The following is a 24,541-nucleotide window of genomic DNA, read 5'->3' as shown; positions in this document are numbered from 1 at the left end:
GCATCAGTCTACGTCCATTATCGACTATCGCTAATGAACGCGGCGGTACGCCAGGCATCCGCGATGAGGCGGGACCCCCGGGGCGTCGGATGCACCCCGTCCGGCGTGAGGGCGGCGACCGGATGCTCCGCCGCAGCGGCCGTGAACACCTCATGCAGCGGCACGAGCGCGGCTCCGTGGGCGACCGCCAGCGAACGCACCACCTTCCGCTTGCCGTCGAGGTCATCGAGCCAGGAGCGCTGCTCGTCGTTCGTGGGAAGGAAGTACGGTTCCATGAGGATCAGCCGTGGCGCGTGCGCCGCGACGGCACGTTCGAGCAGCGGTCCGAGAGTGGCCGCGAACTCGTCCGCGGTCGTCGGGTCGTCGCTGTCGAACCGGCGCCACATGTCGTTCACCCCCACGTACACGGTGAGGACGTCGGGCGCGGTCGGCAACAGCTCGGACTCCCACCGGGCGGCGAGGTCGCGTGCGCGGTCTCCGGCGATGCCGAGGTTGCGCACGCTCGCCCCCGCGGCGATCAGATCCGGCGCGAGAAGCGACACGTATCCGTCTCCGAACGAGCCGGGGTCGGCACGGTCACGGCCCGCGTCCGTGATGGAGTCGCCGATGAAGGTCACGCGCATCGGGGTACCTCCTCCTCATCGTCCTTGATCTTCGGCTTCACCGAGATCTGCAGTTCGACCGTCGCGCCCGCGTGGGTGACGGTCAGCGTCTGGTGCGGATGCACCTTGCTGCTGTCGAACCCGCTCACCATATCGACCGTCACCTGCTGCGTCGTCGCGCTGCCGTCGCTCCATCGCACCCCGAGGATCATGCCCGTCACGTCGAGTTCTTCGCCGCGCACGTACCGTGTCTTCGGGTCGGCCTCCGGTGCCCAGCAGATGCCGGTCACACTGGCGGGCGCGGGGGTCGGGCGCACCGCGAGAGTGTTCGTCCTCCCGTAGTGGTAGACGTTGAGGAACCCGTCTGCGCCGATGGGCAGGTTCGGTCTGGCGTCGAGCACGCTCCACACGGTCACCCCGTCGACGCGGAGCACGACGCGCGTGCCGCTGTCCTCCGCGACCGCACCGAACGCGATCCGGTGTGTGCTGTTCGGGGCGATCACCGTATTGGGGATGGTGTCGAGCATGGTCTGCCCCGGGCTCCAACTCTGGAACTCGATGACGTCTTCCTTGATCACGACCAGGTAGCCGGTGTTGGAGTTCTGCCATGCGGGAACGCCCGTCTGCGCGGACCGCGCCTGGAAGCCGTACCAGCCACCGTCGAAGGCCCCGAAGTCGGCATCGAATTGCAGGAGCGCGTCCCCGAAGCGCTCTCCCCCGTATCCGTGCACGCCCTCCCCGCTGATGCGGACGCCGCTGTCGTCGACGACGATCACGTCGGTTCGGCTCCAGTTCGCCACGTCCTTCAGTTGCGCGTCGAGGCGCGCGACCGGGTACTCCGCATCCGTGACGGTGACGGTCACGGTATCGCTGAGGCTCGGGTCGGCGATCGAGGTGGCGGTGACCGTGGCGGTGCCCGCCCCGACGCCGGTGATGCGGCCTTCGGCCACGACCGCCACACCCGGAGTGTCGCTGGTCCAGGAGACCCGGGCGTCGCTCGCGTCCTGCGGGGTCACGGTCGCGGACAGCCCCCGACGCTCACCCACGTTCAAGGACACGGCGTCGCCGTCGATGTCCACATCCGTCACCGGCACACCCGAGAGCGAGAACCCGATGTCATCGAAGTCGAGCGACGGGTAGTTCTCCACGTAGAAGCCCATGCGTCCGGCTGCCCCCGGCCCGGGGTCCGCTCCCTCGAGCGCCTCCGCTCCGTTCACCGCGATGCGGATCCGGCCGTCCTGCACGGCGATGCGCACGTGCGAGACGGCACCCGGGGTGAGCCCCTGCTCGGCAGGGACGACCTGCTCCGCGACGACATTCCACGCGTCGTCGAAGATCGTCCAGGTCGGACCGGCCGCGGCCTGACGGAAGCGGATGTACCCGCCGCCCTTGCCGTTGCGGTCGTAGATGACGAGTCCTGCGTCAGCCGGGGTGGTAGCGGGCGCGGTCACGTCGAAGTCGAGGATGAACTCGGTGAAGTCACGTGGCAGGAGGCTGTTGGCGCCCTTGACGATCCGGTAGACCTTGTCGCCGGAGGCATCGGCCTGGATGCTGCGGTTCGGATCCGTCGGCCAGCCGTTCGCCCCGGACTCGAAGTCGGTGAAGTGCAGCACCCCGTCGCCTTCCTCCACGACCACCTCGATCGTGGCGGTCTTCGCGGCGTCGGCCTTCGCCGTGGCGGTGATCGTGGTCGTCCCCGGCGCCATGCCGAGCACCACCCCCGCCTCGGTCACGGTGGCCACGGCGGTGTCGTCCGAGGCGTAGGTCACGGCGGCGCCGTCGGCGTTCCACGGGAGCGGCACGGCGCGCAGGCGCACCTCGTCGCCCGCGTCGATCGTGACGGAATCGCTGTCGAAGGCGATCGCCTCCAGAGGCACGGTGCGCGGCTGCTGCGACTGGCCGATCTCCCCGTCCACCCCGATCTCGCCGAACGCGATGGACTCGAAGCCCGCGACCTGGTCGAACACCGCAGCATCGGCCTTCAGCGTGTAGTCGCCGCTCGCCGCGTCCACGAAGCCGGGATCGACATCCGCCACCCAGTTGTCCTCGTAGTTCAGCAGGTTCTTTCCGTCCTTCGCACCGTGCTCGTTGAGGCCGGCGATCGGAGCGCGGTTCGGATTCCAGACCACGTTCTGCGCGAACGTGCTGTGATTCGGGAAGTGGTGATCGTCCTCGAAGAAGTGCGCGAGCTCGGGGTACTTCTCGAGGTACGGCGTCCCCGCGAAGTCGTCGTTGTCCTCGAACACCTGCTGCCACGCGGGCATGTACTCGCTGTCGACGACGTTGCCCTCCTGCTCCCCCATCCACTGCTCGTAGTTGTCATAGGGGACGTGGGCGTCGACGAAGACGTTGTTGCGCGCCTCGATGTAGTCGGCGGATCCGCTCTTGATGGCGCCGTTGCCCATGTTCACGAACACGTTCTTCTCGATGAGCAGATCCCAGGTGAAGTTGTCGGCGTAGATGCCCTCGACACCCGCCATGCCGACGCCGATGTCGTGGAAGTAGTTCTCCCGGAAGACGTGGCCGCGCTGCTGAGGGGTCTTGCCGGAGTTCATGTAGACGGCACCGAGGTCGTGGAACTGCTTGCAGACGTCGTACACCTCGTTGCGCTCGAACAGGTGGTCGTTGCCGTGCACGATGATGCCGGGGTGCGGGGCGTCATGGATCTCGTTGTCCTTCGCCACGTTGCCGACGCCGTCGAACATCACGCCGGGGTTGTAGGCCTTGTGGTAGTAAGCGAAGTCGGCGATCTCGGAGTTCTCCACGCGGTTGCGGCCCGGCTCGAGCGTCGTCTTGTCACCACCCTGAAGCACGACGCCGACGCCACCCACGTGCGCGAGTCGGGTGTCGGTGACGGCGTGGTCGCGGCCGCCGCGGTTCACGGGGATGCCGTCGTACGTGTACCGGCCGGGCGAATTGATCAGCACACCGCCGTCCGTGAAGTTGCGGATGTCGCTGTGCGAGATGTTCACGTGGGATCCGCCGAGGATGACGGCGGCAGTGGCGCGCCCGTATTCGAGGACGAGATCGTCGAAGTTCACGTACGAGGCGCCATCTGCGCGCAGCATGGGCTCGTCGAGGGTCGTGACGGTCACGTCGCCGCGTCCGCTCGAGAAGGCGGCGTTCGGGATCACGTACAGCTTCCCGGCGTCGCGATCGACGTAATACTCGCCCGGGGCGTCGAGCTCTTCGAGCAGGTTCTGCGCGAAGTGGAAGTCAGGGAACCAGCTCTTCATGATCCCGGACATCTCGCCGTAGCGGAGGGTGATCGTCTTCGCCTGGGTGTCGATGCTCTCGATCTTGTTGTACGACCATTCCCAGCTGTAGCCGAAGATGCCGTCGAGCCAGGCGTCCTCGGCTTGCGTCCAGTACTGCGGACGGTCGTAGCCGTAGGTGAACGTGCCCCCACGGTCCTGCAGGTCGGGGTCCTCGCGATCGGGGCCGGCGTCGATGATGTCCCCCATCTGCACCGTGGGTGTGGCCGCGTCGGCATTGGGCCAGCGGGCGAGAGTCATGCCCTGTCCGTCGATGAAGAGCTCCATCGGAGGGGTGGTGCTGACGTCGTTCGCCTTCCAGTAGCCGTGTCGACTGAGCTGGCCGTAGTCGGTGATTCCCTGCGCCTGCAGATCGATCTCGAGTACACGTCCGCGTGCCGCGGCGTCGACGATGCGGTCGGTGACGGCCGCATCGTCGACCGGCGCGAAGTCGTCGCGTGACAGGTCGCGGCCGCCGGTGAGCGTCGCGGTCTCGCCCGGATAGGAGCGGTAGGTGATCGGCGCATCCGCCGTCCCGGAGTCGACTTCGCCGATCTCGAACGATGCGTCGCGGAGGTACTCGCCCTCGCGCAGATATACCGTGAGGCCGCCCTCCGGCAGACCGACGCCGTCTTTCAGCTGCCGGATGCGGTCACGCGCTCCCTCGAGGCTGGCCAAGGGCGCTCCGATGGCGCCGGAGGCCGAGTCGTCACCTCCGGGGGCGATGTACAGAGCATCATCGTTCACTGTCGCTGCGGCCGGGGGCACCTGCCCGCCGAGGGTGGAACCGAACACCGCCGCGAGGGCGAGGGCTGCGAGCACACGCTTCATTGCGTCTCCGAACTCTTCGGGCTGCGCGACAGGACGCCGCGCATCATGCCGCATCGAGCGGCTCCTGAGGAGACTAGTCAATCGATAATCGAGTATCAAGCATCGATTTTATTCGGCATGCCGACGAGCACCCGCTTCAGGACGCCGGGATGAGCCCCTCCGCGGCCAGGTCCTCCCACAGCACCGCCGGAATCTCGAGCGCCGCGCACTCGGCGTTCTGGTGCAGCTGCGCCGGTCGACTCCCGCCCACCACCACCGACCGCACCTCGGCGGCCTGCAGCGGGAACTGGATCGCGGCGGCGGGCAGCGGCACACCATGATCGGCGCACACGGCGGCGATGCGCACGAGCCGGTTCCACAGCTCGTCCGGAAGCTGACCGTACTCGTAACGCCCGTCACGACGCGGCTCGCTCGATGCGAGCAGCCCGGAGTTGAAGACGGATGCCGCCACGATCCCGGTCCCGGTCTCCCGGCAGGCGGGCAGCACGTCGGCCGCGGCCGGCTGTTCGAGCAGCGTGTAGCGGCCGGCCACCATGATCAGGTCGAGATCGGCCGAGCGCACGGCTGCGGCGAGGGCGTCCGACACCATCGAGCCGATGCCGATCGCGGTCACCTCGCCGTCGGCGCGCAGCTGCTCCATGGCGGGCAGGGCTTCCGCGAGCGCGAGGTCGAGGTCATGCCGCTCGGGGTCGTGCAGATAGAGCAGGTCGATGCGCTCGATGCCGAGCCGCTCGCGGGACTCCTCCACGCTCGCGCGGATGCCCGCTTCCGAGAAGTCCCACACGCGCTTCAGGTCGTCCGGAACGTGGAAGTCGTTCGCGGTGTCGAGGCCGCCGGCATGGTCGGGATTCGGCCGCAGCAGCCGCCCGGCCTTGGTCGAGAGCACGTACTCCTCCCGCGGCTTGGTCTGCAGGAAGGCCCCGAGCCTGCGCTCCGACAGCCCGAGCCCGTAGTGCGGCGCCGTGTCGTAGAAGCGGATGCCGCTCTCCCACGCCGCATCCAGCACGGCCCAGGCCTCGTCGTCGGTGAGCGGCCGGAACAGGTTGCCGACGTTCGCGGCGCCGTAGCCGAGCGCGGGGACGGCGAGGCGGTCAGGCGCGGACATGAGCACCCGTCCAGGTGTAGGTCGCGATGCTGTCGGCCTTCATCTCCATGCCGCTGCCCGGCGCGGTCGGCGCCATGTAGGAGCCTCCGCGGATGTCCGTCGGCACGACGAAGTGCTCGTGCAGGTGGTCGACGAACTCGATCATGCGGCCCTCACGAGTGCCGGTGACCGCGACGAAGTCGAACATCGACAGGTGCTGCACGGCCTCGCACAGGCCGACTCCGCCCGCGTGCGGGCACACCGGCACGCCGAACTTGGCGGCCAGCAGCAGATTCGCGATGTTCTCGTTCACGCCCGCGACGCGCACGGCGTCGATCTGCATGACCCCGATGGCGTCGGCCTGCAGCAGCTGCTTGAAGATGACCCGGTTCTGGGCGTGCTCACCGGTGCCGACGCGGATGGGCGCGACACCCCGGGCGATCTCGGCATGACCCAGCACGTCGTCGGGGCTCGTGGGCTCCTCGATCCAGGCCGGGTGGAACTCGGCGAGCGCGTTCACCCATTCGATCGCCTCCGACACCTCCCAGCGCTGGTTGGCGTCGATCGCGATCGGGAAGTCGGGTCCGCACACCTCGCGCGCCTTGCGGAAGCGGCGGATGTCGTCGTCGAGGTCGGCGCCCACCTTGAGCTTGATCTGGGTGAAGCCGTCGGCCATGGCCTCGCGGGCCAGGCGCTCGAGCTTCTCGTCGGAGTAGCCGAGCCAGCCCGGGCTCGTGGTGTATCCGGGGTAGCCGGTGGCGAGAAGCTGCTGCTCCCTCTCGGCGCGGCCGGGCTCGGCCGTGCGCAGGATCTCGAGGGCGTCCTCCCGGGTGAGGGCGTTGGTCAGGTAGCGGAAGTCGACGAGGTCGACGAGCTCCTCCGGCGTCATCCTGGCCAGCAGCTGCCACAGCGGCAGGCCGGCGCGCTTGGCCTTGATGTCCCACAGCGCGTTGACGACCGCGCCGATGGCCATGTGCATGACACCCTTCTCGGGGCCCAGCCAGCGCAGCTGCGAGTCGCCGATGATCTCCCGGAACGTTCCGCCCATGTCGTCGAGCAGCGGCTCGAGCTCGCGACCGACCAGGTGCCCGGCGAGCGCGTCGATCGCCGCGACCTGCACGTCGTTGCCGCGGCCGATCGTGAAGACGAACGCGTGCCCCTCGACGCCGTCCCCGGCATCCGTGCGGACGATCACGTACGCGGCGGAGTAGTCGGGGTCGGGGTTCATCGCATCCGAACCGTCCAGGCTCAGAGACGTGGGGAAGCGGATGTCGGTGGTGTCGAGGGCGACGATACGGCTCACGGGATTCCTCTCCATGCACGGCCTGTTTCTTCCGTGCGGATCCCTTGGAGTGTAAACATCGGATGTCTATACTGTCAAAGAGACGGGCCGCTGCGTCGCGGCCTCCCGACCGATCAGGAGAAACATGAAGTTCGCGCGGCTCGGCACCCCTGGGACTGAGATCCCCGTCCTCGTCGAGGGCGACCGCTACCTCGACCTCCGCTCCGTAACATCCGATGTGAACGGCGACTTCCTCGAGAGCGACTTCGTCGCCCGTGTCACGGCCGCCCGCGAGGCCGGAGAACTGCCCGAACTCGCGGATGCCGCGGCGATGCGCATCGGTGCGCCGATCGCCCGCCCGAGCGCCGTGATCTGCATCGGCATGAACTACGCCGCCCACGCGGCCGAGTCCGGGTCGGAGCCCCCGACGATCCCGATCCTCTTCCTCAAGACGCCGAACACGGTCGTCGGCCCGAACGACGCCGTCACGATCCCGCGCGGCAGCGAGAAGACCGACTGGGAGGTCGAGCTCGGCATCGTCATCGGCGCCCGCGCCTCCTACCTCGACTCCCCCGCCGAGTCGCTCGCGCACGTCGCCGGCTTCGTCGCCGCGAACGACGTCTCCGAGCGCGCCTTCCAGATCGAGGTCTCCGGCGGACAGTGGTCCAAGGGCAAGATCGCACCCGGATTCAACCCGACCGGACCCTGGCTGGTCACCCCCGACGAGGTCGACCATCAGGCGCTGGGCCTTCGGAGCTTCGTGAACGGCGAGCCGCGGCAGGACTCGAACACGAGCGACATGATCTTCACGGTCGAGCACATCGTGCATCACCTGTCGCAGTACGTGACGCTCGAGCCCGGTGACCTCATCCTCACCGGCACCCCGCAGGGCGTCGCCCTGTCGGGCAAGTACCCCTACCTCGCCGCCGGCGACGTGGTGGAGATCGAGATCGACGGCCTCGGTCGTCAGCGACAGGACTTCGTCGCATGGGAGGCAGAGAAGTGAGCACACTGAACGGGCTGGTGGCGATCGTCACCGGCGGAGCATCCGGAATCGGCGCGGCGATCGCGCAGCGTCTGCACGCGGACGGGGCGACCATCGCGGTCCTCGACCGCGACACCGCCACGGCCGACCCCTCATTCGCGGCCTTCACGGCCGACGTGTCCGACCGCGCGAGCGTCGACGCCGCCGTCGCCGGCGTGGCCGAGAGGTTCGGGCGCATCGACATCGTCGTCAACAACGCCGGGATCGGCGCCCAGGGCGACATCGCCGCGAACGACGACGACGAGTGGGCTCGCGTGCTCTCGGTCAACGTCACCGGAATCGCCCGCGTCACCTCGGCGGCGCTGCCCTGGCTGCGGGAGTCCCCGTCGGCCGCGGTCTGCAACACGGCCTCCATCGCCTCGACCACCGGACTGCCGCAGCGCGCTCTCTACAGCGCGTCGAAGGGTGCCGTCGCCGCCCTCACCCGCGCCATGGCGGCAGACCACCTCCGCGAGGGCATCCGTGTGAACGCGGTCAACCCCGGCACCGCCGACACCCCGTGGGTCGGGCGACTGCTCGATTCGGCGGCCGACCCCGCCGCCGAGCGCGCCGCCCTCGAAGCCCGCCAGCCGCACGGACGCCTCGTCCGCCCCGACGAGGTCGCCGCCGCGGTCGCCTACCTCGTGAGTCCTGCCGCCGGATCGACCACCGGCACCTTCATCGAGGTCGACGGCGGTATGGCACAGCTCCGCCTGCGTCCGGAGTGAGGTCAGGCGGGGCCGCTTCGCGCCGGCGGAGTCGACGCCGGGGTCAGCCTCTGCCGCGAAGCCAGCCTCGGATGCCGGTGCGCGGCGCATCTCCGGACGGGGGCTGCGGTCGCGCGTCGGTGCGATAGAACTGCTCGGCGGTGGCCCAGAGGATCGTGTCGACGTCGTGTCCCCGTGACTCCGCCCACGCGATCACCGCGTCGGCCCAGCGCGAGCGGGCCGTGGGCTGGTACGTGGCGGAGCCGTCTTCCGGAGCGTGCGGGTCTCCGGCCTCCGCCGGGCCGATCGCCGAGACGGGCCAGTCGCTCCCCCACATCAGCCGCTCCGCGCCGAACGCATCGGCCGCGACGTCGAGGAACGGCTCGAGCTGCTCCGCACTCCAGTCGCCGCCGGCCTCTCCCGGCAGTCCCGAGAGCTTGCAGAACGCGTTCGGATGCCGGGCGAACTCGGCGAGATCGCGCACCCACTCCGCGGACGGCGCGAGCGGAGCGGCAGACGTGCCCACGGCGGGCTTCCCGAGATGGTCGAGCACGATCCGCAGCTCCGGGATGGCTCCGGCGAGCCGGGCGACGTCGGGCAGCTGACCCGCCCGCACGCACGCGTCGAAGCTCAGATCGCGGGCAGCGACCTCGCGCGCGCCGGTCACGAACGCCGCGGAGACGGCCAGCCCGTCGGGCTCCCCCTGCAGGTTGTGCCGCACACCGACCACGAGAGGCTCCGCCACGAGGCCTTCGAGGTGCGCGACGGTGTCCGTCCCCCGGTCGAGGCGGATGCCCGCGACGATGCCCACGATCCCGATCGCGGGCGCCAGGCCCGCGACCCAGCGCACCTCGTCGAGGAAGTCGTCTTCGACGGTCTCGGCCTGCACGAACACGGACTTCTCCGTCTCGGCGCGCTCCAGGCGAGCGCGCTCGAGCTCGAGGCCGGCGAACCGATATGCCATCGGGCCTTCGAGCCAGGTGTACGTCAGAATCTCCGGATCCCAGAGGTGCAGGTGTGAATCGAGGACGCGCATGGCACCATCCTGCCGCAGACATCCGATCAATCGCTAGGATGACGCCATGGCAGTGACGGACGAGGCGATCGAGAAGATCAAGGCGATGATCGTGGCGGGGGAGCTCGCCCCCGGTGACCGCCTCCCCCCGGAGAAGGAGCTCTCCGAACGTCTGGGCCTCTCCCGCAGCTCCATGCGCGAAGCCGTGAAGGCGCTCGAGGTCATCCGGGTCCTCGACGTGCGCCGGGGCGACGGCACGTATGTGACCAGCCTCGAGCCGCACCTGCTGCTGGAGGCGATCTCCTTCGTCGTCGACATGCACGACGACGACTCGATGCTCGAGATCTTCGCCGTGCGCCGGATGCTGGAGTCGCAGGCGACCGGCCTGGCCGCCACGCTCGGCACCGATGAGCAGATCGCGGAGCTGCAGCGCGAGGTCGAGAGCATCGACGCCTCCGTCAGCATCGAGGAGCTCGTCGATCACGACATCCGATTCCACCGCGACATCGTGGAGATGGCGGGCAACGCCTACCTGGCCAGCCTGATCGAGCATCTGAGCAGTCAGACGGTGCGTGCCCGTGCGTGGCGGGGCCTCACCGAGAGCGGCGCCGTCGAGCGCACCCTGTCGGAGCACCGCGCGATCGCCGAGGCCGTCGCGCAGCGCGACCCCGCACTGGCGACCTCGCTGACCACCGCGCACATCGCCGGGATCGAGCGCTGGCTGCGCCACGCGGCATCCGCCTGAGCGCCTCCGCAGACGTCGTCGGATGGGACTGACGCGAGCCCTCGACGGGGTGTACGGTCACCGCATGATCACCGACGATCCCACCCTGACCAACCCCGACCACTACCGCACGCTCTGGGAGAACGAGCACGTCCGCGTGCTCGAGTACACCGACGTGCCGGGCGACCGGACGACTCCGCACGACCATCCCAACAGCGTCATGGTCACCCTCAGCGACTTCTCCCGCCGCCTCAGCGCCGGAGAGCGCACATTCGACACCGCGCTCACCACCGGGCAGGCCGTCTGGATACCGGCGCAGCGCCACTCCGGCGAGAACACCGGGACGACGCCCACGCACACCATCCTCATCGAGCTCAAGGGCGATGCGGCCGGCGAGCCGAGCGCAGCCCACCTCGGCCCCGAGAGCTCTGCCGCGGCGTGAGCGGACCGGGAGTGGCTGCGAACCGGCCGGTAGTCTCGAGAGCATGAGCGACTGGACCAGCACCGCGATCGCCCTGCTGGAAGCCGACGCGAACCGCAGCGCCGACACGCACCTGCACCTGTTCCCGCTGCCGCCCGAATGGGGCATCGACCTGTACCTGAAGGACGAGTCCGTTCATCCGACCGGCTCCCTCAAGCACCGCCTCGCGCGCTCCCTGATCCTCTACGGCCTGGTCAACGGCCGCATCCGCGAGGACTCGACGCTCGTGGAGTCCTCGAGCGGATCCACCGCCGTCTCGGAGGCCTACTTCGCTCGGATGCTGGGGCTGCCGTTCATCACGGTCGTGCCGCGGTCGACCGTGCAGGAGAAGATCGACCTGATCGAGTTCTACGGTGGCACCTGCCACTTCGTGGACCGCGCGGAGGACATGTCGCCCGAGGCGCAGCGCCTGGCATCCGACTGCCGCGGCCACTACCTCGACCAGTTCACGTTCGCGGAGCGCGCGACCGACTGGCGCGGCAACAACAACATCGCGGAGAGCGTGTTCAGCCAGCTCGCGCAGGAACGGCATCCGATCCCGTCGTGGATCGTCGTCGGGGCCGGCACGGGCGGCACGAGCGCGACCTTCGGCAGGTACGTGAAGTACCGCAGGCACGAGACGCGGATCGCCGTCGTCGACCCCGAGGGCTCCGCGTTCTACGACGGCTGGGCAGGAACGGTCGACCCTCCCGCCGGTCGCCCCAGCCGCATCGAGGGCATCGGACGACCGCGCGTCGAGGCGTCGTTCGTGCCGACCGTGATCGACGAGATGATCCGGGTGCCCGACGCCGGCTCGATCGCCGCGATCCGGATGCTGCGCGACCGCACCCTGCACTGGGCGGGCGGCTCGACCGGCACGAACCTCTACGGCGCGTTCCAGCTCATCGCCCGGATGCGGGCCGCGGGCGAGACCGGCAGCGTCGTGACCCTGATCTGCGACAGCGGGGTCCGCTACGCCGGCACGTACTACTCCGACGAGTGGGTCGCGGCGCAGGGCTGGGACCTCGCTCCGCACCGCGCGCGGCTGGACCGTTTCCTCGAGACGGGCGTCTGGGTGGAGTGAAGTGCTGCGGGCTACGCTGGCCGCATGACTACTCTGATCCTCACCGTCGCGGGTGCAGACCGTCCTGGCCTCGTGGCCGCTGTCGCCGACGTCGTCGATGCGCACGGCGGCAACTGGGAGAACAGCTCGCTGGCCGAACTCGCCGGGACGTTCGCAGGAGTGATCGAGGTCTCGGTCGCCGAGGAGCGCGCCGCCGACCTGCAGTCCGCGCTGCGGGGCCTCCAGGGCCAGGGACTGCTGACTCTCGCCGTGCTCACCGGGACGCCCGATGCGGCTGCCGCCGACGATCGGCTGCTCGAGATCCAGGTGCTCGGCAACGACCGCCCCGGCATCGTGCGCGAGGTATCCGGCGTGCTGAGCGCGCATGCCCTGAGCATCGAGGAGCTCGCGACCGAGACCAGGGATGCCGCGATGGCCGGCGGCCGCCTGTTCGAGGCATCGGTGACCGCGAAGGTTCCGGCATCCGTCGACCTGGACGCGCTGCGCGCCGACCTCGAGCGCCTGGCGGCCGAGATCCAGGTCGACATCACGCTCGGCTGACCGCTTCTCCCTTCGCCGCGGACGCGCCTCAGACGAGCCGCGTCTTCGGCGAGGACGAGTAGGTGCTCTCGGGGTCGCGGTTGACCGTGTCGCCCAGGGCGGTGTCGATCGCGGCGAGCGTGTCGGCGTCGAGCTTCACGCCCGAGGCCTTGACCGTCTCGGCGAGCTGCTCCGGGCGCGACGCCCCGACCAGGGCCGCCGCGACGTTCGGGTTCTGCAGCACCCACGCGATCGCGAGCTGCGGCATCGACAGGCCCGCCTGCTCGGCGATCGGCTTCAGCCGCTGCACGGCGGTGAGGATGTCGTCCTGCAGGAGGCGCTTGATGAAGTCGGCGCCGCTGTGCGGGTCGGTCGCGCGCGACCCCTCCGGCACCGGCTGACCCGGCAGGTACTTGCCGCTGAGCACGCCCTGCGCCATCGGCGACCAGACGATCTGCGAGATGCCGAGTTCTTCGGATGCCGGCACGACCTTGCCCTCGATCACGCGCCACAGCATGGAGTACTGCGGCTGGTTCGAGATGAGCTGGATGCCGAGCTGCGCAGCCAGCGCGTGCCCCTCGCGCAGCTGCTCGGCCGTCCACTCCGAGACGCCGATGTAGAGCGCCTTGCCCTGACGGACGACGTCAGCGAAGGCCTGGAACGTCTCCTCGAGCGGAGTCTCGTGGTCGAAACGGTGCGCCTGGTACAGGTCGACGTAGTCGGTGCCCAGGCGCTGCAGCGAGCCGTCGATCGACTCGAAGATGTGCTTGCGACTCAGCCCGGTGTCGTTCGGGCCCTTCGGACCGGTCGGGAAGTAGACCTTCGTGAAGATCTCCAGGCCCGCACGGCGCTGCCCTTCGAGGGCCTTGCCGAGCACGACCTCGGCGGCCGTGTTGGCGTAGGTGTCGGCGGTGTCGAAGGTGGTGATGCCGGCGTCCAGCGCGGCGTGCACCGTCTTGATCGCGGCGTCGTCGCCGACCTGCGAGGCGTGGGTGACCCAGTTGCCGTAGGTGATCTCGGAGACCTTGAGACCGCTGTTGCCGAGGTAGCGATAGTTGACCATGGACCAACGTTACTGGCTCGCCGCCGGTGCGGGAGCGGACCCTGAACGCCGCACGACGACGACGATCCCGCCGATCACCAGGGCGGCAGCGGCGAGCGCGCTGACCGCGTAGAACGGCCGCACCCCGGGCAGGGTGACCCCCGCCGAGATCATGAAGGTGTCGGCCAGCGACATACCCGGCCCGAAGGAGGCGATGAAGAAGCCGGGGCCTCCGAGCATGAGGACGCTCAGAAGGCTCATCGCCGGAACCACGGGATGGACCCGCGCCCTCACGGAGACCACGGCGACGGCCAGGGCGAGGACGACCCCGACACCGAGGATCACGATGGTCATGGCCTCGTTCAGCGACTCGCCTGCCTCGCTCAGCTCCCCTCGGATCTGATCGAGCGTGAGCCCGGGGACTGCCGCGAGGGGCGTCCACACCAGGATCTGCAGCGCCGCCAACGTCGCATAGACCGTGACCGCGAGCACGCCGACGATCGAGATCCACAGGGTCCGGCGCTGCATCCGAGTCATGCGCGTCATCCTAGGAAGGCATCCCGAGAGTCTCCCGATATTCGCGCCAGGCCGCGCCGAGCCGGCGGATGCCCTCCGTGAGCACCTCGTCCGGCGCCGTGAACGGGATGCGGATGTGGTCGTCGGGCGAGACCGCGACCGCGAACGCCGCGCTCCCCGCGATCGAGACTCCGTGCGCCGCGGCGACCCTGGCCAGCGCGGCGGCGGAGCCCGCGGGAACCCGGACCCACAGCGACAGCCCGCCGCGCGGCGGCTCGCACGCCCACTCCGGCAGGTGTTCGGCCATCAGGTCCTGCAGGAGCCGCAGCCTGTCCTGGTGGATGCGGCTGTTCGCTCGACGGAGGTCGTCGGCGCGAGCGATCAGGTCGAGGGCGAGCAGCTGTCCCGGCACGCTCGTGGACTGGTCGGCGAGCTGTCGGGCACCGCGCAGGCGGCGGACGAGCACGGGGTCGGCGCGCAGCCAGCCGATCCGCAGTCCCGCCCACACCCACTTCGACACCGACTCGACGACGATGATCGGGGCGTCGGCGCGCTCGGCCGCGAGCGTGGGCGGCACCACCCCGTCGAAGGAGATGCCGGCGAGCACGCGGTCTTCGATGACCGGGACGCCGTACTGCGCGGCGAGCTCGGCCACACGATGCCGAGCGGCGGCGGGAAGGCGCGACCCCGTCGGGTTCTGGTGGTGCGGGTTCAGCGCGACGAGCACGGGCCGCAGTCGCGCCAGTGCCTGTTCGAGCGCCTCGACATCGAGTCCGTCGGGCCCCATCGGGATGCCGTGCACCGAGCCGCCGCGGAGACCCACGGAATCGGTGACCCCCGGCCAGGTGATCTCCTCGGCGAGCACGATATCGCCCGGGCCGACGAGTGCGTTGACGACGAGGCTGATGGCCTGCTGCGCGCCGTGCGTCACGAGGATCTGCTCCGGCGTGGTCGGCGTGCCCTCGGCGGCGTACATGTCGGCGATGAGAGTCCGCAGCGCGGGTAGGCCGGCGGGATCGGTCTCGGGCAGCAGGGCCAGGTCGAGCTGCGGCTTGTGGTCGCGGATGAGCTGCACGCCCAGCTCGGAGATCTGCGGCACGGTGCGCAGCAGGTCGATCGCGTTCGGGAGCGCCGAGAACAGTGCCTCGCCTCGTCCCGGTCGCTGCACCGGGGCGACGGATGCCGCGGAGCCGGCGATGCGCGTGCCGCTCCCCTGCCGCCGGTCGACGAGGCCGCGCTCGGCGAGGTCCGCGTAGGCGGCGACCACCGTGCCGCGCGACACGGAGCTCGCGGCGGCGAAAGCCCGCTCGGCCGGGAGCCGGTCCCCGGGTCGCAGCTCGCCGCTCTCGATCAGAGCCTCGACTCCGCGCGCGAGCCGGGTCGCGAGCGTGCCGTCGCCGTGCGTCCAGCGGCCGAGCCGGGCCGAGAGGCCTTCCGACGACACATCGCCGGCCTGCACCAGCGCGACGGCTCCACTCCCAGCCGATCGATGGTCCACTGGCCGTTCATTGGCCCTGTCTTCTGCACTCATGAGACCCGATTCTGGACCAATGGACAAGCCATTGACCACCCACGCGCAGATCCTTGGACCAATCAGCCCCGATTGGACCATCACCGAGCTCATCGCCTGGTTGAGCGAGGACTCCCGTCAGCACGACCCGGCACTGCAGCAGCCGCTCGCCCTGATCGAGGCGGCGCTGACGGGCGAGCAGTGGCCCCGCCCTCCGTCGACGGTCGCCCTGATCCGCTCCCTTGCCGCGGCCGGCCGCGACCATGCCTCGTCCGTGATCGCCGACCTGCTGCTCCCGTCGCAGAATCTGTCGCTGGTCGCCTAGGCGGACGACGGAGAGTGCGACGGGAGCGGATGTCGCAGGGTCAGGTCGCGTGCGCCGAAGGAGACGGAGCAGGCGTGGTCACGATCTCGGCGCGGTCGCGGAAGCCCTCGGCGGTCACGCGGTCCAGCGCGACCTGCTTGCGGATCGCGGCGGCCTTCTCGTACAGGCTCGGATCGCCGTAGCTCGTGAGCACCTTCACCAGCACGGGCAGCAGCTCGATCATGAAGAACAGCGCGGCGATCAGGAGATGCGCCCACAGGATCGACGGCTCCTTCTCGCTCAGGCGGTTCAGCCCGCTGATCTGACTGAGCAGGCCCACTGCCCCGGCGTTGCCCTGCGCCACGGCATCCGCCCGCGCGTTGTACGCGGCAAGGGCCTGGTCGTAGGAGTCCCGCGCGGTCGGCAGCTGCGATTTCGCCTGCTCCCGGTTCTGCGCCTCGGACGAGGAGGTGTTCTCCTTCGCGGCGGTGCCGGCGGCGGCGAGCTCCTCGTTGGCGGTGCGCAGCTGCGCGGCGAGCGCGTCGTAGGTCTGCTGGGCTTCGGCGAGCTGCGCCTTGGCGGCGTTCGAACTCGCGCCCTCGCCGTTGACACCGGTGCAGCCGGGAACCGTACCGGCGCCCTCGCCGGTGAGCTCGCACTGGTAGAGCACGCGAGCCTGGTCGATCACGGCCTGCTGGGCGGTCATCTTCGCGGTCACGTCGTCGACCGTGGCCTGGGCGGCCGACTCGGTGGCCGATGACGAGTCGGTACCGGCCACGATGCCGGTCGCGGCCTGGTTCTCGAGTTCGGCGACCTTGGCGGATGCCGCATCCAGGGCGATCTTCTCCGGCCCCGTCTTGAGCGCCTCCTGGTCGGACTGGGACTGCGTGATGTTGGTCGACGCGACCTCGCGGGCGATGTCGTTGTGGAAGATCTGCAGCACCAACGGCTCGGCGACGACGAAGCCGATGATCGCGGCCATGATCACTCGCGGGATCGCCAGGCCGATGAGTCGCCAGACGTTCCTCGTCGAGCTCATGGTCAAGGTGAGGAAGCGATCGAGGTTGAAGATGATGAGCGCCCACACGAGAGCCAGCGGCACGGCCAGCCACATCGCCGCCCGCACGCCGGTGGTGAGGGCGAAGAGCATCGAGATCGCCGAGACCAGCGCGGTGCCGGCGAGGACGAAGAACATCTGCACGAAGCGCGGTGTCTCTCCGGGCACGCGGTCGAGGATCTCGCCCTCCGCTCCGCCGAGGATGGCCAGCGTCCGCGCGGACGAACCGGGCGTGCGCGGTGCGCGTTTCCGGCGGGGCTTGCGGACACGGGGCTCGCGCGGCGGCGTGACGGGAGCGGGTTCGTCCGCAGCGATAGCGTCGGCGATCGGGGTCGCCTCGGCGGGAGCTGCGACGGGCACCTCGCGGGTGGCGTCGTCGGTGCCGGTGGGCTCGAACTCGCGCAGGAAGTCGAGGTCATCGGTGACGGCGTTCGAGTCGCTGTCGAGGATGATCCGACCCTGCGAGTCGTAGCGACCCGGTCGATGGGCGGAATAGGGCATCCCGACAATCTACGAAAGATCGCCTGTGGATAACGTGGAAGAGTGCTCGGAGCGACTCACAGGTTGCGGCTCCGAGCCGGGGTCAGTCGGCCGGGAGCAGCCGCTCGAGCGCGGCGGCGTAGGCGGACAGCCCGTCGTCGAGCGTGAAGTGTCCGGCAGCGGCGAGCGTGCCGAGACCGTGGATCAGACCCCACAGCGCGACGACGTCGGTCGGCCGGTCGAGCCCGGCAGCGGCCGCCCCCTCGGCGAGCACGGCCTCGAGCCCGTCGATCAGCGGCGCCATCGTGGCAGTGGGGGATCCGGGAACGCAGACGGTCGGGTCGTACACGGCATCGAACGCATGCGGATGATCGACGGCGAAGCGGATGTACGCCGAGCCGCCGTCGGTGAGCGCCGCCCGTGGCGTCGTGGCCCTCTCGGCGGCGGTGCGGACCTGATCGAGGAGGTCGGCCATGCTGCGCTCGGCGATCACCTTGAGCAGCCCGAGCCGATCGGAGAAGTGGTGGTACGGCGCGTTGTGGCTGACGTTCGCGGCGCGCGCGACCTCGCGCAGGCTGATCTCGGCCGCCGGCATCCGCTCCAGCAGCTGCATCGCGGCATCCTCCAGAGCACGGGCGAGGTCGCCGTGGTGGTAGCCGTCCTTCGAACTTGACATGAGCAACATTGTCTCCTATCTTGACACTGTCCACCAGCTTGACACTGTCCAGATAGGAACCCAGTCATGTCCGCTCTCGTGATCGACGGCCACCCCGACGGCCGCTCCCTGACCGCTTCACTCGTCCAGCGCTACGCCGCCGGGCACGGCGACGCCCGCGTGCTCGCCCTGCGCGATCTCGACTTCGATCCGAATCTGCGCTTCGGCTACCGGGAGCGCATGACTCTCGAGCCCGACCTCATCGAGGCGAAGCAGGCCCTGCACGAGGCCGACACGATCGTCGTGGCCACGCCGCTGTGGTGGGGGTCGGTGCCCGCACTCCTCAAGGGCTTCTTCGATCGCGCCCTGCTGCCCCAGCAGGAGTATCGCTACACGAAGCTCGGTCTCGTCGAGGGACTGCTGCCGGTCCGCAACGGCAGGCTGCTGCTGCTCGCGGACACGCCCTGGTACTTCGCGCCGTTCACAGGGCTGCCCGCCCAGACCCACGTCGCCCGGGGCACGATGCGCTTCTGCGGCATCCGCTCGGTGCGCACGCACCGCATGCTCGGGGTGAAGGACGCGGATGCCGTCACCATCACCCGCTGGCTCGACCGCGCCGAGCATCTCGGCACCGTCGACGCCCGCCGCGCGGGCCGGCCTCAGGCCATCGCGGCGGAGGCCGCCTCGTCTTCGGTGGTGGCGACGAGCTGACCGCAGGCGCCGTCGATCTCCTTGCCGCGGGTGTCGCGGAGGGTGGTCGGGATGCCGGCATCGTTCAGGCGGCGCACGAACTCGTTCGTGACGTCCTTCTCGGATGCCGTCCAGATCGAGCCGGGCGTCGGGTTCAGCGGGATCGGGTTCACGTGCACCCAGCCGCGTCCGCGCTGGTTGAGCTTCTCGGCCAGCAGGTCGGCACGCCAGGCGTGGTCGTTCATGTCCTTGATGAGCGCGTACTCGATCGACACGCGACGGCCGGTCTTGGCGTAGTAGTCGTAGGCGGCGTCCAGTGCCTCATCGACCTTCCAGCGGGAGTTGACCGGGATCAGCTCGTCGCGCAGGTGGTCGTCGGGCGCGTGCAGCGACAGCGCGAAGGTGACCGGGATGCCCTCGTCGGCGAGCTTCTTGATCGCCGGCACCAGGCCCACGGTCGACACCGTGATGCCGCGGGCGCTCATGCCGAGGCCGTCGGGCTGCGGCGCGACCATCGACCGCACCGCATCCATCACGCGCTTGTAGTTGGCGAGCGGCTCACCCATCCCCATGAAGACGATGTTCGAGACGCGCTCCATGCTGTGGTCGTCGGACTTCTTGCCGCCCAGGCCGCCCTCGGCGATGAGCCGGTTGGCGCGGACGATCTGCTCGATGATCTCGGCGGTGGACATGTTGCGGGTCAGACCCGCCTGTCCGGTCGCGCAGAACGGGCAGTTCATGCCGCAGCCGGCCTGGCTCGACACGCACAGTGTGATGCGGCCGGGGTAGCGCATGAGCACCGACTCGACCAGGGCGCCGTCGTGCAGGCGCCACAGGAACTTGATCGTGTCGCCGCGGTCGGTCTCGAGGCGGCGGACCTCGGTGAGCAGCGGCGGCAGCATCCCGGCCACGAGCTGCTCCCGGGTGTCGGCCGGGAGATCAGTCATCTGCTCGGGGTCGGACGTGTAGTGACGGAAGTAGTGCGTCGACAGCTGCTTCGCGCGGAAGCCCGGCAGGCCGAGCTCTTTCACCTTCTCGACGCGCTCGGCCGGCGTGAGGTCGGCCAGGTGCACCGGCGGCTTGCCGCGCTTCGGGCTCGCGAACTGCAGGAGCGGACGCCCCTCGGCATCCTTCTGCTGGGTCCACCCCTCGGTCGCAGGGCGCACCTGTGGCTTCTTGGTCTCGCGGACAGCCCCCGAGCGGGACGACGCGGGCGCTGCCTGTGGGCGCGTCTCGCGCGTGCGGGGAGTCTCAGTCATACCCTCCAGGGTACGCGGTGACGGATGGGAAGCGCCTGGAACGGGCGCGTCCGGCATCCTCACCCCAGCAGGGGGCGCTGTGCGGCGCGCTGACCCTCGTATTCCTCGCGGGCGCGCTGAGCGGTCTCGGTGCTCGAGACCTCGGCCACCGGCACGTCCCACCAGCCCTCGCCGTCGGGACCGTAGACCGTCGGATCGCTCTCGACGTGGATGAGCGTGGTCCGCTCGGCGGCCTTCGCGGCGGCGACCGCGGCGCGCAGATCGTCGATCGCCGCAGGGCCCTTCGCGATCTCGATGACGTCGACGCCGTAACTGCGCGCGTTCATGGCGAGGTCGACCGGCAGCACCTCGCCGTGCTGGAAGTTGCGCGCCTCGTCGTCGTAGCGGCGGTACTTCGTGCCGAAGCGCTCCGAGCCGACCGTCTCCGAGAGGTGCCCGATCGAGGCGTAGCCCTGATTCTGGATGAGCACGACGATGAGCTTGATCCCCTCGGCCACGGCGGTCGCGAGCTCGGAGCTCAGCATCAGGTAGGAGCCGTCGCCGACCATGACGACGACGTCGCGCTCGTCGCCGGATGCCGTGAGTCCGCGCTTGACGCCGAGGCCTCCCGCGATCTCATACCCCATGCAGGAGTAGGCGTACTCGACGTGATAGCCCAGCGGATCGCTGACGCGCCACAGCTTGTGCAGGTCGCCCGGGAGCGAGCCGGCCGCCTGCACGATCACGTCTTCGTCGGCCACGGCCCCGCGCACGGCGCCGATGATCTCGGGCTGGCCCGGCAGCTCGCGGCCCGTGGGGGCGAGGGCCCGGTCGACCAGCGCATCCCACTCCCGCTTCTCGTCGGCGATCCGCGTGCTCAGGCCCGGCGCGACCCGGAAGTCGCCGAGCTCGTCGTTCAACGCGACCAGTGCCTCCCGGGCATCCGCGATGACCGGAAGCTGCGAGCCGTGCTTGTAGGCGTCGAAGGCCGCGACGTTGATGTTGACGAACACCGCATCGGGGTTCTGGAAGGCCGTGCGGGAGGCCGTCGTGAAGTCGCTGTACCGGGTGCCCACGCCGATGATGACGTCGGCCTCCGCGGCGATGCGGTTCGCCGCGGTGGTGCCGGTCGCGCCGATCCCGCCCAGGTACCGGGGGTGATCCCACGGCAGCGCGCCGCCGCCCGCCTGCGTCGTGCCGACCGGGATGCCGGTGGCCTCGACGAACGCGCGCAGCGCCTGCTCCGCCTCGGAGTAGATGACGCCGCCGCCCGCGACGAGGAGCGGCTGCTTCGCGCCACGAATCGCCGCGACGGCCCGGGCCAGCGGTCCGCGCTCCGGAAGCGGGCGGCGGATGTGCCATTCCCTGTCCTGGAGGAACTCGAGCGGGACGTCCAGCGCTTCGGCCTGCACGTCTTCCGGCAGGGCGATCGTCACCGCACCCGTCTCCGCGGGATCGGTGAGGACGCGCATCGCGGCCAGCGCGATCGAGAACAGCTGCTCCGGGCGCTGCACCCGGTCGAAGAACACCGAGAGCGGGCGGAACGCGTCGTTCACGGTGAGCCCGATGTCGTGCGGGCGCTCCAGCTGCTGCAGCACGGGGTCGGCGACGCGCGTGGCGAAGGTGTCGCTCGGCAGCAGCAGCGCCGGCAGCCGGTTGGTGGTCGCGAGTGCGGCGCCGGTCAGCATGTTCGTGGCGCCGGGTCCGACCGAGGCGGTGCTCGCGAAGGTCGCCCTGCGGCGATGCATCCGGGCGAATCCCACCGCCTGATGCACCATCGCCTGCTCGTTGCGGGCTTGGTGGTAGGGCATCAGGTCGGGCTGCTCGAGGTTGTACTGCTGCAGCGCCTGACCGAGACCGGCGACGTTCCCGTGGCCGAAGATGCCGAACATGCCGGGTACGGTCCGTTCGCGGAGGTCGCCGTCGACCGTCCACTGCCGGGAGAGGAACTCGACCAGGGCCTGGCCGACCGTCATCCGTCGCGTCTTCATCGGTGTTCTCCGTCTGCTCGGTAGGGAAGCCGCGGATCGATGTCCTGCCCGCTCCAGCTGTCGCGCACCCACGCGTGCGCGGGGTCGTCGGTGATGAGCCAGGCCCGCTCCCGGTCGGGGCCGGCCATGACGTTGAGGTAGTAGAGGTCGTAGCCGGGCGCGGCGACGGCGGGACCGTGGAACCCGAAGGGCACGAGCGCGATGTCGCCGGTGCGGACCCGCTCGGCGACGTCGATCTCGCCGACGGCCGAGGAGTAGGTCGCGAACATCCCGAATGCCGCGTCGGCGGCTGCGGCGTCTCCGCCGGTACGCGTGGGCGCCGCCTCGAAGTAGTAGATCTCCTCGAGCCGCGACTCCCGCCCAGGCACGTGCTCGTCGTGCTTGTGCGGCGGGTACGACGACCAGTTCTCGGCGGGCGTGATGACCTCGCACACGATGAGGCGCTCGGCGTCGAGCGCCTCCGGTGTGCCGAAGTTGTGCACCTGCCGACTGGAGGCGCCGGCGCCGCGGAGTTCGACCGGGGTCTCGGCCGCGAGGATGTGCCGCGTGGGATGCACGACCGAGGTGGGTGCCGAGGCCACGGCCACCCGACCGGTCCCCGTGACGACGGCGGAGGCAGCCGCCGAGAGGTAGAGCACGTCGCTCGGGCCGTCGAACACGGAGCGGCGACCGGTGAGCTGCGTCTCAGAGGTCGCGCCCTCCTCGATGTGCTCGACGGAGAACGATCCGGAGAGCGGCACGATGATCCGCTCCACCCCGGTGTCGGCGAGCGCGAGGCTCTCCCCTGCGCCGAGCACGCCGATGCGGATGCCGGTGTGCGCCCAGCCGGGCGTCGCGTCGTCGACCACGCTCTCCCAGCCGTCGCGGCCGATCGTGCCGCGACGGTGGAACCAGTTCCCGTCTTCGGTCATGGCGCCTCCTGCCCGCATCCGCTCAGCTGTTCTGGGGGAAGCCGAGGTCGATGCCGCCGTGGAGGGCGGGGTCGAGCCACCGGCTGGTGATCGCCTTCTCGCGGGTGAAGAAGTCGAAGCCATGGACACCGTACGCCTTCGCGTCGCCGAACAGCGACGCCTTCCACCCGCCGAACGAGTGGTACGCGACGGGGACCGGGATGGGAACGTTGATGCCGATCATCCCGACCTGGACCTCGTGCTGGAAGCGGCGGGCCGCCCCGCCGTCGTTGGTGAAGATCGCGGTGCCGTTGCCGAACCGGCCGGAGTTGATCAGGTCGACCCCCTCCTGGAAGGTCTGCACGCGCACCACCGACAGCACCGGCCCGAAGATCTCCTCCTGGTAGGCCCGCGAGGAGGTCGGGATCTCGTCGATGAGCGTCGGCCCGAACCAGAAGCCGTCTTCGTTCCCGTCGACCGTCAGTCCTCGGCCGTCGACCACGACCCGCGCCCCGTCGGCCTCGGCGATGTCGACGTAGCCCGACACCTTCGCGCGGTGCTCCGCGGTGATCAGCGGCCCCATGTCGGGCTCGCCGTCAGCGCCTCCCGCACCGTCGCCGATGCGCAGCCCCGCGATGCGCTGCGAGATGCGCGCGATCAGCTCGTCGGCCACCGGCTCGACCGCGAGCACGACGGAGACGGCCATGCACCGCTCCCCCGCCGCGCCGAATCCCGCGTTCACGGCCTGGTCCGCGACGAGGTCGAGATCGGCGTCCGGCAGGACGAGCATGTGGTTCTTCGCGCCCCCGAGGGCCTGCACCCGCTTGCCGTGGCGCGACGCGGTCTCGTAGATGTACTGGGCGATGGGCGTCGAGCCGACGAACGAGATCGAGGCGACATCCGGACTCTCCAGCAGTCCGTCCACCGCCTGCTTGTCTCCCTGCAGCACGGTGAACACACCGTCGGGCAGACCCGCCTCGGCCCAGAGGGCGGCGAGCCACAGCGCGGCGGACGGGTCCTTCTCGCTGGGCTTGAGCACCACGGCGTTGCCCGCGGCGATCGCGACCGGGAAGAACCACATCGGCACCATCGCGGGGAAGTTGAACGGCGAGATGATGCCGACGACGCCGAGCGGCTGCTTGAGCGAGTACACGTCGATGCCGGTCGAGACGTTCTCCGAGTACGCGCCCTTGATCAGGTGCGGGAAGCCCGTCGCGAGCTCGACGACCTCCTGGCCGCGCAGGATCTCGCCCATCGCATCGGAGCGGACCTTGCCGTGCTCGGCCGTGATGATCGCTGCCAGCTCACCCTTGCGCGCGTTCAGCAGCTCGCGGAACGCGAACATCACCGCCTGACGACGCGCGATCGAGTAGCCGCTCCACACCTGGAATCCACGCTGCGCGGAGGCGATGGCATCCGCGATCTCGGAGTCGTCGGCCAGGGCGACGTGCCCGGTCACGGCCCCCGTCGCGGGGTTGTGGACGGGAGCGGTGCGGCCGCTCGCGGAGGCGCGGGCGGCGCCGTCGATCCAGTGGCCGATGACGGGGACGTCGGATGCGGAGGTCATGCGTGTCCTTCTGCG

Annotated in this window: 22 protein-coding genes; 8 read left to right on the top strand and 14 right to left on the bottom strand. The window is 69.9% G+C overall.

Going from position 1 to position 24,541, the window contains the following annotated elements; translation table 11 throughout:
• Window positions 1-17 precede the first annotated feature (17 nt).
• From CQ045_RS17020 to CQ045_RS17005, 4 genes are all read right to left on the bottom strand, one after another.
• Window positions 18-623: an SGNH/GDSL hydrolase family protein gene (locus tag CQ045_RS17020; RefSeq protein ID WP_105725881.1), complete on the bottom strand. Its 606-nt coding sequence runs from the start codon at window positions 621-623 to the stop codon at window positions 18-20.
• Window positions 614-4,687: an Ig-like domain-containing protein gene (locus CQ045_RS17015; RefSeq protein WP_105725879.1), complete on the bottom strand. Its 4,074-nt coding sequence runs from the start codon at window positions 4,685-4,687 to the stop codon at window positions 614-616. The genes CQ045_RS17020 and CQ045_RS17015 overlap by 10 nt, the downstream gene beginning before the upstream one ends.
• Window positions 4,688-4,823: 136 nt before the next feature.
• Window positions 4,824-5,792, bottom strand: coding sequence for an aldo/keto reductase (locus CQ045_RS17010; protein ID WP_105725923.1), 969 nt, complete (start codon window positions 5,790-5,792; stop codon window positions 4,824-4,826).
• Window positions 5,779-7,074 (bottom strand): L-fuconate dehydratase, encoded by a 1,296-nt coding sequence (locus CQ045_RS17005; RefSeq protein WP_105725877.1) that lies wholly within the window; start codon window positions 7,072-7,074, stop codon window positions 5,779-5,781. The genes CQ045_RS17010 and CQ045_RS17005 overlap by 14 nt, the downstream gene beginning before the upstream one ends.
• 124 nt (window positions 7,075-7,198) lie before the next feature.
• Here CQ045_RS17005 and CQ045_RS17000 point away from each other — a divergent pair, with 124 nt between their 5' ends.
• Window positions 7,199-8,059, top strand: a complete 861-nt coding sequence (locus tag CQ045_RS17000) for a fumarylacetoacetate hydrolase family protein (protein WP_105725875.1) — start codon at window positions 7,199-7,201, stop codon at window positions 8,057-8,059.
• The gene (locus CQ045_RS16995) at window positions 8,041-8,805 is read left to right on the top strand and encodes an SDR family NAD(P)-dependent oxidoreductase (protein ID WP_181156623.1); all 765 of its coding nucleotides are present in this window, start codon (window positions 8,041-8,043) and stop codon (window positions 8,803-8,805) included. Before CQ045_RS17000 ends, CQ045_RS16995 begins: the two co-directional genes overlap by 19 nt.
• 43 nt (window positions 8,806-8,848) lie before the next feature.
• Here the strand turns inward: CQ045_RS16995 and CQ045_RS16990 are convergent, their stop codons facing one another.
• Window positions 8,849-9,820, bottom strand: coding sequence for an amidohydrolase (locus CQ045_RS16990; RefSeq protein WP_105725871.1), 972 nt, complete (start codon window positions 9,818-9,820; stop codon window positions 8,849-8,851).
• 46 nt (window positions 9,821-9,866) lie between these two features.
• Between CQ045_RS16990 and CQ045_RS16985 the strand changes: the two genes are divergently transcribed.
• The 4 genes from CQ045_RS16985 (at window position 9,867) to CQ045_RS16970 (ending at window position 12,607) form a co-directional block, all read left to right on the top strand.
• On the top strand, window positions 9,867-10,544 hold the full coding sequence (locus CQ045_RS16985; protein ID WP_105725869.1) for a FadR/GntR family transcriptional regulator: 678 nt from the start codon (window positions 9,867-9,869) through the stop codon (window positions 10,542-10,544).
• A gap of 64 nt (window positions 10,545-10,608) precedes the next feature.
• Window positions 10,609-10,965 (top strand): cupin domain-containing protein, encoded by a 357-nt coding sequence (locus CQ045_RS16980; RefSeq protein ID WP_105725921.1) that lies wholly within the window; start codon window positions 10,609-10,611, stop codon window positions 10,963-10,965.
• 43 nt (window positions 10,966-11,008) lie between these two features.
• Window positions 11,009-12,067: a PLP-dependent cysteine synthase family protein gene (locus CQ045_RS16975; protein ID WP_105725867.1), complete on the top strand. Its 1,059-nt coding sequence runs from the start codon at window positions 11,009-11,011 to the stop codon at window positions 12,065-12,067.
• Window positions 12,068-12,091: 24 nt separating this feature from the next.
• Window positions 12,092-12,607 carry a glycine cleavage system protein R gene (locus CQ045_RS16970; RefSeq protein ID WP_105725865.1) on the top strand — a complete coding sequence of 172 codons (516 nt, stop codon included), beginning with the start codon at window positions 12,092-12,094 and terminating at the stop codon, window positions 12,605-12,607.
• Window positions 12,608-12,635: 28 nt separating this feature from the next.
• Here the strand turns inward: CQ045_RS16970 and CQ045_RS16965 are convergent, their stop codons facing one another.
• The 3 genes from CQ045_RS16965 to CQ045_RS16955 are packed head-to-tail and all read right to left on the bottom strand — an operon-like array spanning window position 12,636 to window position 15,603.
• On the bottom strand, window positions 12,636-13,649 hold the full coding sequence (locus CQ045_RS16965; RefSeq protein WP_105725863.1) for an aldo/keto reductase family protein: 1,014 nt from the start codon (window positions 13,647-13,649) through the stop codon (window positions 12,636-12,638).
• 9 nt (window positions 13,650-13,658) lie between these two features.
• Window positions 13,659-14,165 (bottom strand): hypothetical protein, encoded by a 507-nt coding sequence (locus CQ045_RS16960; protein WP_146115264.1) that lies wholly within the window; start codon window positions 14,163-14,165, stop codon window positions 13,659-13,661.
• Window positions 14,166-14,175: 10 nt separating this feature from the next.
• Window positions 14,176-15,603 carry a PLP-dependent aminotransferase family protein gene (locus CQ045_RS16955; RefSeq protein WP_105725858.1) on the bottom strand — a complete coding sequence of 476 codons (1,428 nt, stop codon included), beginning with the start codon at window positions 15,601-15,603 and terminating at the stop codon, window positions 14,176-14,178.
• 91 nt (window positions 15,604-15,694) lie between these two features.
• Between CQ045_RS16955 and CQ045_RS16950 the strand changes: the two genes are divergently transcribed.
• Window positions 15,695-15,979, top strand: a complete 285-nt coding sequence (locus CQ045_RS16950; protein WP_105725856.1) for a hypothetical protein — start codon at window positions 15,695-15,697, stop codon at window positions 15,977-15,979.
• A 40-nt stretch (window positions 15,980-16,019) separates the two neighbouring features.
• Here CQ045_RS16950 and CQ045_RS16945 read toward each other — a convergent pair whose 3' ends face one another.
• Together CQ045_RS16945 and CQ045_RS16940 are read right to left on the bottom strand one after the other, a co-directional pair.
• The gene (locus tag CQ045_RS16945) at window positions 16,020-17,516 is read right to left on the bottom strand and encodes a DUF4407 domain-containing protein (protein WP_105725854.1); all 1,497 of its coding nucleotides are present in this window, start codon (window positions 17,514-17,516) and stop codon (window positions 16,020-16,022) included.
• Window positions 17,517-17,598: 82 nt separating this feature from the next.
• The gene (locus CQ045_RS16940) at window positions 17,599-18,171 is read right to left on the bottom strand and encodes a TetR/AcrR family transcriptional regulator (RefSeq protein ID WP_105725919.1); all 573 of its coding nucleotides are present in this window, start codon (window positions 18,169-18,171) and stop codon (window positions 17,599-17,601) included.
• Window positions 18,172-18,237: 66 nt separating this feature from the next.
• Between CQ045_RS16940 and CQ045_RS16935 the strand changes: the two genes are divergently transcribed.
• Complete coding sequence (locus tag CQ045_RS16935) at window positions 18,238-18,861, top strand: NAD(P)H-dependent oxidoreductase (protein ID WP_105725852.1); 624 nt, start codon at window positions 18,238-18,240, stop codon at window positions 18,859-18,861.
• Here CQ045_RS16935 and rlmN read toward each other — a convergent pair.
• From rlmN to CQ045_RS16915, 4 genes are read right to left on the bottom strand one after another with little or no spacing between them, the layout of a single operon-like run.
• Entirely contained in the window at window positions 18,810-20,099 is a 1,290-nt protein-coding gene (gene rlmN / locus CQ045_RS16930) for a 23S rRNA (adenine(2503)-C(2))-methyltransferase RlmN (RefSeq protein WP_181156622.1), read from the bottom strand. The two genes, CQ045_RS16935 and rlmN, sit on opposite strands and share 52 nt — an antisense overlap.
• 59 nt (window positions 20,100-20,158) lie before the next feature.
• Window positions 20,159-22,069, bottom strand: a complete 1,911-nt coding sequence (iolD, locus tag CQ045_RS16925; RefSeq protein WP_105725848.1) for a 3D-(3,5/4)-trihydroxycyclohexane-1,2-dione acylhydrolase (decyclizing) — start codon at window positions 22,067-22,069, stop codon at window positions 20,159-20,161.
• Entirely contained in the window at window positions 22,066-22,980 is a 915-nt protein-coding gene (iolB, locus tag CQ045_RS16920) for a 5-deoxy-glucuronate isomerase (protein ID WP_105725846.1), read from the bottom strand. The genes iolD and iolB overlap by 4 nt, the downstream gene beginning before the upstream one ends.
• A gap of 22 nt (window positions 22,981-23,002) precedes the next feature.
• Window positions 23,003-24,526: a CoA-acylating methylmalonate-semialdehyde dehydrogenase gene (locus tag CQ045_RS16915; RefSeq protein ID WP_105725844.1), complete on the bottom strand. Its 1,524-nt coding sequence runs from the start codon at window positions 24,524-24,526 to the stop codon at window positions 23,003-23,005.
• Window positions 24,527-24,541 lie beyond the last annotated feature (15 nt).

This window comes from Microbacterium sp. MYb66 (genome assembly GCF_002979435.1).
In the GTDB taxonomy this organism is placed as follows: Bacteria; Actinomycetota; Actinomycetes; order Actinomycetales; family Microbacteriaceae; genus Microbacterium.
This window is presented reverse-complemented; position numbering and strand designations above follow the sequence as displayed.